This is a genomic window from Vibrio sp. Vb1127, assembly GCF_033338735.1.
Lineage (GTDB): Bacteria > Pseudomonadota > Gammaproteobacteria > Enterobacterales > Vibrionaceae > Vibrio > Vibrio alginolyticus.
Genome location: NZ_JAWOTF010000012.1, coordinates 78,263 through 89,941 on the forward strand (window position 1 = coordinate 78,263; position 11,679 = coordinate 89,941).

The 11,679-nt window shown below is 44.0% G+C and carries 10 protein-coding genes; 2 read left to right on the top strand and 8 right to left on the bottom strand.

Features of this window, described 5'->3' with window-relative positions:
* Positions 1-69 precede the first annotated feature (69 nt).
* A complete protein-coding gene (gene mltF, locus R7H07_RS16325; protein ID WP_031779069.1) occupies positions 70-1,647 on the top strand; it encodes a membrane-bound lytic murein transglycosylase MltF in 1,578 nt (525 codons plus the stop codon).
* 588 nt (positions 1,648-2,235) lie between these two features.
* Here the strand turns inward: mltF and tadA are convergent.
* The 6 genes from tadA to R7H07_RS16355 form a co-directional block, all read right to left on the bottom strand.
* Positions 2,236-2,784, bottom strand: a complete 549-nt coding sequence (gene tadA / locus R7H07_RS16330; protein ID WP_082240141.1) for a tRNA adenosine(34) deaminase TadA — start codon at positions 2,782-2,784, stop codon at positions 2,236-2,238.
* A gap of 212 nt (positions 2,785-2,996) precedes the next feature.
* Positions 2,997-4,556 (bottom strand): AbgT family transporter, encoded by a 1,560-nt coding sequence (locus R7H07_RS16335; RefSeq protein ID WP_017635695.1) that lies wholly within the window; start codon positions 4,554-4,556, stop codon positions 2,997-2,999.
* A 394-nt stretch (positions 4,557-4,950) separates the two neighbouring features.
* Positions 4,951-5,364, bottom strand: a complete 414-nt coding sequence (locus R7H07_RS16340; protein ID WP_017635696.1) for a prepilin-type N-terminal cleavage/methylation domain-containing protein — start codon at positions 5,362-5,364, stop codon at positions 4,951-4,953.
* Positions 5,354-6,664: a hypothetical protein gene (locus R7H07_RS16345; RefSeq protein WP_149192386.1), complete on the bottom strand. Its 1,311-nt coding sequence runs from the start codon at positions 6,662-6,664 to the stop codon at positions 5,354-5,356. Before R7H07_RS16345 ends, R7H07_RS16340 begins: the two co-directional genes overlap by 11 nt.
* A complete protein-coding gene (locus R7H07_RS16350; protein ID WP_017635697.1) occupies positions 6,661-7,251 on the bottom strand; it encodes a PilW family protein in 591 nt (196 codons plus the stop codon). Before R7H07_RS16350 ends, R7H07_RS16345 begins: the two co-directional genes overlap by 4 nt.
* Positions 7,232-7,738 (bottom strand): GspH/FimT family pseudopilin, encoded by a 507-nt coding sequence (locus R7H07_RS16355; protein ID WP_149192398.1) that lies wholly within the window; start codon positions 7,736-7,738, stop codon positions 7,232-7,234. The genes R7H07_RS16350 and R7H07_RS16355 overlap by 20 nt, the downstream gene beginning before the upstream one ends.
* Before the next feature lie 103 nt (positions 7,739-7,841).
* On the opposite strand from R7H07_RS16355, the gene R7H07_RS16360 reads away from it, so the two are divergent.
* Positions 7,842-8,273 carry a type IV pilin protein gene (locus R7H07_RS16360; protein WP_033905821.1) on the top strand — a complete coding sequence of 144 codons (432 nt, stop codon included), beginning with the start codon at positions 7,842-7,844 and terminating at the stop codon, positions 8,271-8,273.
* Between the two features lie 69 nt (positions 8,274-8,342).
* On the opposite strand, the gene dnaJ is transcribed toward R7H07_RS16360, so the two are convergent.
* Both dnaJ and dnaK read right to left on the bottom strand, forming a co-directional pair.
* Entirely contained in the window at positions 8,343-9,491 is a 1,149-nt protein-coding gene (gene dnaJ, locus R7H07_RS16365; RefSeq protein WP_005381620.1) for a molecular chaperone DnaJ, read from the bottom strand.
* 204 nt (positions 9,492-9,695) lie between these two features.
* Positions 9,696-11,609 (bottom strand): molecular chaperone DnaK, encoded by a 1,914-nt coding sequence (dnaK, locus tag R7H07_RS16370; protein ID WP_149192387.1) that lies wholly within the window; start codon positions 11,607-11,609, stop codon positions 9,696-9,698.
* Between the last annotated feature and the right edge of the window lie 70 nt (positions 11,610-11,679).

Below are 11,679 nucleotides of genomic sequence, written 5' to 3' on the forward strand. Positions count from 1 at the left end.
GATTCACTTTGCCCCATGAGCTCGCTTTGATATAAAGGCAAATAGAAATTTTCCAAGATGTACCTATTAATGCAAATAAGTCACTTCAACCGGCTCAAGCGCAGTGCTCTAATTTTAGTTTCTGTTCTTTTACTCTCTGCTTGCCAGATTGAGTCGGAGCCCAAAAGTGAATTTGAAAAAATTCAAGAACGTGGTGTGCTTCGTGTTGGCACGCTAAACAATCAGCTTTCCTACTACATAGGTCCCGATGGTCCCGCAGGGTTGGATTACGAATTGGCGCGTCAGTTTGCGGAGCAGCTCGGCGTCAAACTCGAGATTAAACCAGCCTTTCGCCAGGCTGAGCTTTTTCCTGCTCTTAAGAAAGGAGATATCGATATCATCGCTACGGGTTTAAATCAAACGTCACAAGCAGTCAAACGATTTAGACCAGGCCCTGCCTATTATTATGTAAGCCAACAAGTGGTATATAAAAAAGGGCAACTTCGACCACGTGATATCGAACAACTCATTGAATACCAAGCCTCGAAAGACGACGAGTCCGACGAAGATACAAATGCAGGCGCTCAAACATTAAAGATCGTTGAACAATCGCAATATGTTCCGACCCTAACAGCGTTAAAGAAGCAGTATCCAGAACTTCAGTTTGAAATTGTTGGTGATGCTGACACGAGAGACTTACTCAAATACGTATCGACGGGTGAGTTACGTTTTACTGTGACTGATTCGGTGGAACTTTCCTTAGCTCAACGCCTTTACCCCGATCTTGCGCTCGCGTTTGAACTTACAGAAGATCAACCAGTATCTTGGTTTACTCGACGTTCTGAAGACGAAAGTTTGTATGCGATGCTGATAGAGTTTTTCGGTAACATCAAACAATCAGGAGAACTGTCCACCCTCGAAGAAAAGTACATTGGTCATATTGAAGCATTTGATTACGTTGATACTCGCGCATTCATTCGAGCTCTGGATGACAAATTGCCTAAATGGGCACCTTTATTCCAAAAATACAGCGAAGAGTTCGACTGGCGCTTAATTGCAGCATTGGCTTATCAAGAGTCACACTGGAAACCAACAGCAAAATCGCCAACGGGTGTTAGGGGGATGATGATGCTGACTCTGCCAACGGCGAAAAGCGTCGGGGTGACTAACCGTTTGGACCCTGAGCAATCTGTTCGTGGTGGTGTCGAGTACTTACGCCGTATTGTAAGTCGCGTGCCTGATAGCATTAACGAGCATGAAAAAATATGGTTTGCGTTAGCTTCATACAATATTGGTTACGGCCACATGATGGACGCACGACGACTCACCAAAGCACAAGGTGGCGATCCGAACGCTTGGGCGGATGTAAAAGACAGGCTGCCTTTACTACGTCAGAAGCGCTATTACAGCCAAACTCGCTATGGGTACGCCAGAGGCGATGAAGCGCGTAATTACGTAGAAAATATTCGACGTTACTACCAATCCATCATTGGTCATGTCAGCCAACAGCCAGCGATTGATGAGAATAGCGATGACTTGCAAGTGATTCCGCCGCTCAACCCCGACATTTTGATATCGGGCGCAGTAGAGACCGTCGTAGAACAAGTCTCTGGCGCTTCTGACGTCACGGTTGAAGAAGACACCGAACAAGAAAGCATTGAAGAATAAACCCGCGGTAAACTAAAAAATGACGAGCCTATGAAGCTCGTCATTTTTGTTGAGTCCTAACGAAAACTTATCTAGACTCCAATATTCTGAGTGACACCAACCACACTCAACCATTCCTTTGGTTGGTCGCCTTTTCTTCATCGTTAGTAAAACTGATTGCTTTGTAACAGATTACTTTACAACCACATGGTTTAGCTCACTTGATGAAGCGGCGCTTTCGGCTACACTCTGCCGAAATAACGTCACTCCTATTATTAAGCATCGTATTGAAATTGTTTGCTGGCTCTGTGCAATGCAGAAGTCAAATGAAGAACGTTTAAACCATACAATGTTTAGTGCGATTATCGAGCCTATTGCCAAGCATCGATGAGCCGCGCTTTACTGGTATAAGTCTTGTCTGCAGGAGGTTTTGAATATGAGAAGACGTAGAGTGCAGTCAAAGCGTTTAAATAACACAGTAGCTGCTATCCGACGTAAACGTAAACTGACATGTATGAAAAAGAAAGTAAGTTCACGTAATCGTGTTTTTGTACATTTAGTCAATCACTAGTGCGTCCAAGCAAACATCTACCACGTTGTAGGTGTTTGCTAGCCCTCACTACTCCTACTACCTTGTTCGCTCTCTCCATTTTCTAATGCTTTTTGTGCTTGCTTCTTCGCTTTAATTTCCTTTCGGCGGCGCTTAAAAAACGCTTGTAGCTGAGTACGGCACTCATCTTCTAGCAGCCCCTTTTCAATTAAGGCGTAATGGTAAGCGGCTTGACTTTCAAACAAATTAAGCACTGTTCCTGCTGCTCCAGCTTTTAAATCTGGCGCTCCAAAAACAACCCGCTTAACGCGGCTATGCAATAAGGCTCCGGCACACATTGGGCATGGCTCAAGTGTTACATATAACGTCGTATCCAGAAGGCGGTAATTTTCTAGCTTTTGGCCTGCTTTACGCAGCGTTTGGATCTCAGCATGTGCGGTAGCGTCATTAGTACCAATAGAGCGATTCCACCCCTCAGCGATAATTTCACCATCTTTGACAAGCACTGCGCCAACAGGTACTTCCCCCTCAGCTTCTGCTTGCTCAGCAAGCTCCATCGCTCTGCGCATAAACAATTCATCTTGAGGGGAAAACGGATGGTTAGACAAAGGAGGCTCCAAAGAAACAAAAAACGATTGAAGTCAGGAATTTTATCACCAACTTCGGTTTCACTACAGCAACACATCACGGGACAAAGTCTGCAACTCCAAAAAACTAGTTACAAGACCTATCGATGTTCGTTTTACGAGAACAAAAAAACGCAGATCGAAGACCTGCGCTTTTTGGCTGCCAATTAGCGGCTTTCACACCCTACACGTTTTTACATTGTGTAAGTGTAAGGAGCTTGAATGCCTAGCGGGATACCTACCATCCAATAAGCAACTAGGAAGATAGACCAACCGATCAGCATTGCGATCGAGAATGGCATCATTAGTGACGCAAGCGTACCGATACCAGCCGACTTCACATAACGCTGACAGTAAACCACAACAAGAGGGAAAAATACCATTAGAGGCGAAATGATGTTCGATACAGAGTCACCCACACGGTAAGCCGCCTGAGACAGCTCAGGCGAGATACCAACCGCCATTAGCATTGGCACTAGGATTGGACCAATTAAAGCCCATTTTGCCGATGCCGAACCAATAAGTAGGTTTACAGACGCGGTTAGAAGGATCATACCGATGATGGTCACTTCACCTGGTAGGTTCATCGCTTTTAAGCCTTCTGCGCCATACAACGCTAGCATCGTACCGATGTTTGACTGAGCAAATGCAGATAGGAACTGAGCACAGAAGAACGACATAACAATGTATGCGCCCATGGTTGACATAGTATCAGCCATCGCTTTGATAATGTCGTTGCTGGTCTTGAACGTTCCAGACACTTTACCGTAAACGTAACCAGGAATGATAAACAGAATAAAGATCAACGGCACGATAGACTTCATTATCGGTGCTGAGAAGGCTGTAATTTCACCTTCAGGCGAGCGAAGTGCTGATGTTTCTGGAATTAACGCTGCAACAAGTAAAGCAATACCCGCCATCATTGCCCAACCTGCATAACGGAAAGCTTTTGATTCCAGTTCAGTAAATGAACCTAGGTTTGGCGCGGTTTCCGCATCATCATCAATTGGCATTTTTGATAAACGAGGCTCGATGATTTTCTCTGTCACGTACCAACCAATCCCCACAATAATGATAGAGGATAGGCCAGTGAAGAAGATGTTCGCTAATGGGTTAACCACATATTCAGGATCAAGAACCTGCGCCGCAGTTTGCGTAAAGCCAGCCAATAGCGGATCGATACCTGAAGGGATAAAGTTTGCAGAGAAGCCGCCAGATACACCTGCAAATGCTGCCGCAATACCTGCTAAAGGGTGACGACCTGCCGCATGGAAGATAATACCGCCAAGAGGAATAACCAGAACATAGCCTGCATCTGCCGCAGTATGCGATACAATGGCAACCAAAATAAGCATTGGAGTAAGAAGCTTAGCTGGCGTGAAGTTCAGCATCTTCTTAAGACCCGTCGTAATAAAGCCCGAAGAATCTGCAACACCCACACCTAGCATTGCGACAAGTACGATACCCAGTGGCGCAAAGCCAGTAAACGTCGTCACCATGTTAGCAAGGAAACTTGCTAGCGCTTCGCCCGTAAGTAAGTTGGTGATAGTAAGAGCTTCGCCCGTTCGAGGGTTTGGAAGATCGAATGATACATTCGACAAAAGTGCTGACGCCGCCCAAGTAATGATCAATGCCCAGAAGAACAAAATCGCAGGATCAGGAATTTTGTTACCTGTCCTCTCGATAAAGTTTAAAAAGCGCTCCATCCCGCTCGGCTTCGATGATGGTGCTTTATTTACAGCTTGGTTACTCATGGTAACTCCATAGTGAATGATGTTGGTGCCAAGGCCTATTTGAATAATTATAACGGCCTACTATCCAACGAGTATTCTAGTAAACACTAATGGAGAAAGCACAAGGTTCTAGATTTTTTTTCATAATTGGAGACATATTTTGCAAAAAAACAAAACCAAAGATACAAGCCTGAAACATTATGGAAAAATCAACATATACATTTAGTAAACGAGCTGGCAAAAACAGAGGTTGCATAGAGCGATGAATAGATAGTTTTAAGAAAAGAAACTATACGTGATGAGAAGCAAGAAATAATTCTCTTCAATATAAAAAGGGCAACGCGGACAGTGAACACCTTATCCAGAACTCCAATCGGTTTTGATTGAATCGGCGTAAAACAGGAACCTAGACTATTTAATCAAATTCGCTATGTTTAGAGATCATGGTTTTCAGCTCTACCGATTGTATTTTACCGTGGCGATCTTGCCATAGAGCTTCCATATGTATCGTTTTAAGTGCGCCCGACAGAGTTGCCGTTGGCACAGACCAAGATAAAGTATACAAGGGGTGCGTAGTATCTTCCCCAGAGACAATATTTGTATCAAAATTAGCGGCGGGCATCGAGGGGACTGCAGAAATAGCCCCACGCGTACGAAACCACTCTAATTTCTGCTCAGCAAGATTTAGCGCTTCAATGCTATGCATCGCGTAATCTGCCCGCAGCTCAATGTAAGCTTGCAACTTAACCAATCCAAGAGCACCGACACCAATTAAAATAAAAGAAATCATTATTTCAATTAAACTAAAACCATGTTGTTTACTTGGCATTCCAACTTCCCTCTTGCCAACGAACATCATTTCTCCTTGTTGTAGGTCTTTTGCTGGAATCAAATAGTAACTCCATTGAGCCCGCAATTGAGGTTTTTAACCCATCAGTATCAAAACCATAACCACCCGTTGCGTGAAATGCCCCTGCATCAACATAAACAGTTTGTGTAAGATCAGTATATTGTTTACCAATGGTAAAATTAGTCGGTGAGCCATCAGCATTCGAGAACAAACTTTCCCAATAGCTTTTTAACTCATCAGGAGCAAACTGTGGTTTAGTTTTATCGACTAAATGAAAAAGCGAACCCTGAAATGTTGTTGAACCAGTATTGATAAAAATACCATCTTGAATAACTAACGTATATTTCTCATGGTTGCCTTGAAGTGCTAAATTCCCGTGAATGGCGCAGTCACCAGTAATCCAAACCTTATCTACTTCCTTAAAAGCATTTTCGATAACTGATTTACACTGTGTCGCATTTGACAAATTGATTTTCCCAGCTTTCGGAAATGAAGCTTTGACTTTATCAATATTTTCCGGTGTTTTTTTGTAATCAAAAAAGGTTTGGAAAGGATCGACTTCAGAGTCATAAACAAAATCGCCTTTTAGCTGCGGATCAGAAGTTTCAGGTTTATTAGTTTTCGTAATTGCATTCCCAGCTTTTACTGTAACATTGGTTGTCGTTGCAGCGGTACACCCTCCAGCAGGAGAACCATCATATAAGCTATTCGCTCTTATTGATGCAGTGTTATATTTTGATCCTGTGCTTCCGCCTTCCATGGTATAACTATACCGATAAGTCAGTGATATGCATTCATACAGATTGTCAGAATTAAGATCACCTTTCGCATCTGGATGAACCTTTAAATCACCATAAGTAGTTAACTTGGATGTGGTTTGTATCGCTCCTTTTCCATGATTACTTAGTGTACTGAAAGTTTTATTGAGCTGGGCCCAACCATTGTGAGATATAGAATTAATACGATAGACTCCTGCCCCTATATCAGTAACGTTCAGCTGGCTAAGGTTTAATTCCCTCTTACATAAGGTATTTAAATTATTGTGATTAATTGGGATGAGCTCGTTCACTATGGATACATCATCTGTGACATAAGCAAATAGACACTCAAGCCCTCCTTCCGCTTCCCAGTGCTGTTGCCGAGAACTAACTTCATTCTGCGCACGCTTAATTTGATAAAATAGATTCTTATATGAGCCTAACGTCACAACCAAAGCGACAGAGAGCAGTATGGAAGTAATAAGTAACGTGGCCACTCCTTGTTGATGCTTACGTATCATTGCCAATTCCTTTGCTGAACTTGTAATAAAATGGCGTGAGAAATTGCCGGATCATTTTTTAATTCAGCGGCCATTGAAATAGAAATAAACGCACTCTCTATTGACGAACCTGATAGTAATGTTCGACTAACACCAAATTGAGTTACTTTAATTTGCTTAGGATCAAAAAGATCAAAACATCCACTAGCAGCAGACACGACACTTAAAGGTGATGGTGAATCATCCTGGCAATATTCCAACATATTATCCTTTAACCGATATATCGTATTACTCACAGAGCTTGCTGTGTTTCGATAAACATAACCGATTTTTTCGGATTGTTGATATAGAACGCTAGGAGAACCGGAAAGCATCATTGATTTTGTCGTAATACCATCAAACCCTGCTCGCTGAATATCCTCTTTCACTTGTTGAATTACACTACTCATCTGCTGAAGTAGCATTATTTCCTTGCTTCGCTGCACAGCTGTTTTTTGGTTAGAAAGAAACACTGCGCCAACAATGCCCAAAGCGACAAGTCCTAACAACGCAGCAATCATAAACTCAACAAGTGTACTACCCTGCTGTTTAGCATTGTTCAAAGCCATATTTTGCCTTATTCATAGCGCACACTTTTACTCGCCCTGCTCCGTTATGAACAGTTACTTTTATCGGACTGGTATCCGCTTGAGATTTCTTCAGGTGAATACTTCCCGCATTTTTGGGATTCCCCATAACACGATCAAACTTGACGCTAGTTATATTACTCGACACCACCAGACCCCGATATAGATGACCTTGCAGCTCAGCAACAGTATTCATTGAAGTAATGTCAGTGACATTCGATACACTCGAGAGTGTGAGCTTCCAGCTTCCGGTGGATGAAGGCAAGCCTTGAATATGAACCCAAAAATCTTGATTTCTCATCACCGATTCCGATTTCGCTTGGATCAACAAACCCTGTAATTCGTTGGCTAAATTCACTATTTTCATGTGTTGGCTAACTTTTGAAAAACTTGGGGCGACAAAAAGTAGTAGTACTGACAAGGCAGCAACAGTAATAAGAAGCTCCAACAACGTAAACCCGCGAGGCATTTCCCAAATTCCTATGTAAACGGCAAAAGGGCCGTAATTCATCTTGCACAGATGCTATCACCTGCCAAAAATAGGCGGAAAAGTGAAAAGGAAACTACTCGTGATGATTCGAATTTCTCGTTGTAACGGCTACAAAAAAGGATTGAGAGGGATGACATTGATCGAATTACTGATAGCTGTCGTGATTGTCGGGATCATTGCTGCGGTCGCCTACCCCTCTTACACTAATCATGTAATCAAGTCTCATAGGACGGTTGCCTTGAGCGATCTTAGTCGAATTCAGCTAGAGCTAGAGACATCTTATGATGGTGGGTACGACTGGAGTCATATTCTCTCTGGAGGCACATGCACTCTATGTGACTCAGACACAAATAGATTTTCTTTCGATATTGCGAGCTCTGCAAGTACGGCCTATACCATTACAGCAACAGCAAAATCGGCTCTGGGACAAGATGACGACGAGTGCTTGACTGGTTCTAAAACGATTACTTTAACGTCAACAAATGTCGAAGAACCAAGTGATTGCTGGAACTAGCAAGAACACCGAGATGCAAAAAGGCCTGCATTTTAGCAGGCCTTTGTATTTGTGCTTTTCACTAACGTCTTAGCTGGTTAAATCATCAAAGAACTTTTTCACACCGTTGAAAAAGCCTTCTGATTTAGGCTTGTGCTTTGTCGCCGCTTCACCACCACAAGACTCTTCAAACTCTTTGAGCAGTTCTTTTTGGCGTGAGCTTAGGTTTACTGGTGTTTCAACAACCAACTTCACAATAAGATCACCAACACCGCCACCGCGAACGCCTTTCACACCTTTACCACGCATGCGGAACATACGACCTGTTTGCGTTTCTGAAGGTACTTTTAGGCTTACGCGACCATCTAGAGTTGGCACTTCAACTTCACCACCTAGAGCCGCCATCGCAAAGCTTACTGGCACTTCACAGTATAGGTTGTTGCCATCACGCTCGAAGATATGGTGCTCTTTCACGTGCACTTGTACATATAAGTCGCCAGCAGGCGCCCCCATTTCTCCCGCTTCACCTTCGCCAGATAGACGAATACGGTCGCCAGTATCAACACCTGCTGGGATCTTAACGTTAAGTGTTTTTGTTTTCTGCTTACGACCTTGACCATGACACTCATTACAAGGGTCTTTAATGATTTTACCTTTACCGTGACAGGTAGGACAGGTTTGTTGCACTGCGAAGAAGCCTTGTCGCATCTGTACTTGACCATGACCATGACAGGTACCACATGTTTCAGCAGATGAACCTTTCTTCGCGCCACTACCATCACAGGTATCACAGTGTACTAGTGTCGGTACTTCGATCTCTTTCGTTACACCACGAACTGCTTCTTCTAGCGTTAATTCCATGTTGTAACGTAGGTCAGCACCTCGCTGGGCACGGTGGCCACCACCGCCACGACGACCACCACCAAAGATGTCACCGAATACATCGCCAAAGATGTCGCCGAAATCAGCACCGCCGCCGCCAAAGCCGCCGCCACCGAAACCACCGCCGCCTTGTTCAAAAGCAGCATGACCGTATTGGTCGTACGCCGCTTTCTTTTGAGGGTCGGTCAGAACTTCGTACGCTTCTTTTACTTCTTTAAACTTGTCCGCCGCAGAATCATCACCCTGGTTTCGGTCTGGGTGGAATTTCATCGCTAGACGCTTATACGCCTTTTTGATATCGCGCTCTGAGGCATCACGGCTTACGCCTAATACTTCGTAAAAATCACGTTTTGACATGTTCTTCGTCACCAGTTAATTACTACAAACGGCATCGATTCACCGCTTGGTGTTTGTATCGTTCTAGGTAAGTGCACTTGTCTGCAACATACTTAACTAGAAAGACAGCGTTTACAAACAGACGGGCGTAAGAGTTGCCCCAAACGCCCGCACACGAAGTCTTATCGACCCCAGATGGCTATGCAGCCATCTGGTTAAGAAATATTATTTCTTGTCGTCTTTAACTTCTTCGAACTCAGCATCTACAACGTCGTCTTCTTTAGACTGTGCACCTGCGTCAGCACCTTGTGCTTGCTGCGCTTGAGCTTGTTGTTGAGCGATTTCCATCAGCTTTTGAGAAGCAGTCATTAGTGCTTGAACTTTAGCATCGATAGCATCTTTGTCTTCGCCTTTACGTGCTGTTTCTAGCTCAGAAATTGCTGCTTCAATCTTCTCTTTCTCTTCTGCAGGTAGCGCTTCACCAGCTTCTTCTACTTGCTTGCGAGTACCGTGAATCATTTGGTCAGCTTGGTTACGTGCAGTCGCTAGCTCTTCGAACTTCTTGTCCGCTTCTTTGTTAGCTTCTGCTTCTTGAACCATTTTCTCGATGTCTTCATCGCTTAGACCGCCAGAAGCTTGGATAGTGATCTTCTGCTCTTTACCAGTCTGCTTGTCTTTCGCAGATACGTGTAGGATACCGTCCGCATCAAGGTCAAACGTAACCTCGATTTGTGGCATACCACGTGGTGCAGGCTGGATGCCTTCTAGGTTAAATTGGCCTAGAGACTTGTTGTACATCGCTTGCTTACGCTCACCTTGTAGAACGTGGATAGTTACCGCGCTCTGGTTGTCTTCCGCTGTAGAGAAAACTTGGTTCGCTTTAGTTGGGATAGTTGTGTTCTTCTCAACTAACTTAGTCATCACGCCACCCATTGTCTCGATACCTAGAGACAGTGGAGTTACGTCTAGTAGTAGTACGTCTTTAACGTCACCAGCAAGTACACCACCTTGAACTGCAGCACCCATTGCTACTGCTTCGTCAGGGTTTACGTCACGGCGCGCTTCTTTACCAAAGAACTCAGCAACTTTCGCTTGAACCATTGGCATACGAGTCTGACCACCAACTAGGATTACGTCAGTGATGTCGTTTACTGATAGGTCAGCGTCAGCTAGAGCTACTTTTAATGGTTCAAGAGAGCGTTGTACTAGGTCTTCAACTAGAGATTCTAGTTTTGCACGAGTCACTTTAATGTTCATGTGCTTAGGACCAGTTGCATCTGCAGTAACGTAAGGTAGGTTTACGTCTGTTTGAGAAGTAGAAGAAAGCTCGATTTTCGCTTTCTCTGCTGCTTCTTTAACACGCTGCATTGCTAGTGGGTCGTTCTTAAGGTTGATGCCTTGCTCTTTGTTGAACTCATCAACCAAGTAGTTGATTAGACGGTTATCAAAGTCTTCACCACCTAGGTGAGTATCACCGTTAGTTGCTAGAACTTCGAATGTTTTCTCGCCTTCAACTTCATCGATTTCGATGATTGAAATATCGAATGTACCACCACCAAGGTCGTATACCGCGATAGTGCGATCGCCGCCTTTCTTATCAAGACCGTAAGCTAGCGCAGCTGCTGTTGGTTCGTTGATGATACGTTTAACTTCTAGACCTGCGATACGGCCAGCATCTTTTGTCGCTTGACGCTGAGCATCGTTAAAGTAAGCAGGTACTGTGATAACTGCGCCAGTTACTTCCTCACCAAGGAAGTCTTCAGCAGTTTTCTTCATTTTCTTAAGAACTTCAGCAGAAACCTGAGGAGCTGCCATTTTTTGGCCTTTCGCTTCTACCCAAGCATCACCGTTGTCAGCCTTAACGATTTTGTAAGGCATGATTTCGATGTCACGCTGAACTTCTTCGTCTTCAAAACGACGACCGATTAGACGCTTAATTGCAAATAGCGTGTTTTCTGGGTTAGTTACTGCTTGACGTTTCGCTGGTTGACCTACTAGCGTCTCACCGTCAGTGTAAGCAATAACCGATGCAGTAGTACGTTCGCCCTCTGCGTTTTCAATTACACGTGGTTTGTCGCCGTCTAATACAGCAACACATGAGTTAGTAGTACCTAAGTCAATACCAATGATTTTACCCATCTGGCTATCTCCGAATAAATTCTATTTTCGTTTGGTTATAACCCCAATGTGGGGGGAGGAGAATCGGGTT

Bases quoted from the DNA above. Each gene is read 5' to 3' on its own strand.
- mltF (WP_031779069.1), top strand. From the start codon at position 70: ATGCAAATAAGTCACTTCAACCGGCTCAAGCGCAGTGCTCTAATTTTA.
- R7H07_RS16335 (WP_017635695.1), bottom strand. From the start codon at position 4,556: ATGAGTAACCAAGCTGTAAATAAAGCACCATCATCGAAGCCGAGCGGG.
- R7H07_RS16340 (WP_017635696.1), bottom strand. From the start codon at position 5,364: ATGCCAAGTAAACAACATGGTTTTAGTTTAATTGAAATAATGATTTCT.
- R7H07_RS16345 (WP_149192386.1), bottom strand. From the start codon at position 6,664: ATGATACGTAAGCATCAACAAGGAGTGGCCACGTTACTTATTACTTCC.
- R7H07_RS16350 (WP_017635697.1), bottom strand. From the start codon at position 7,251: ATGGCTTTGAACAATGCTAAACAGCAGGGTAGTACACTTGTTGAGTTT.
- R7H07_RS16355 (WP_149192398.1), bottom strand. From the start codon at position 7,738: ATGCCTCGCGGGTTTACGTTGTTGGAGCTTCTTATTACTGTTGCTGCC.
- R7H07_RS16360 (WP_033905821.1), top strand. From the start codon at position 7,842: ATGATTCGAATTTCTCGTTGTAACGGCTACAAAAAAGGATTGAGAGGG.
- dnaJ (WP_005381620.1), bottom strand. From the start codon at position 9,491: ATGTCAAAACGTGATTTTTACGAAGTATTAGGCGTAAGCCGTGATGCC.
- dnaK (WP_149192387.1), bottom strand. From the start codon at position 11,609: ATGGGTAAAATCATTGGTATTGACTTAGGTACTACTAACTCATGTGTT.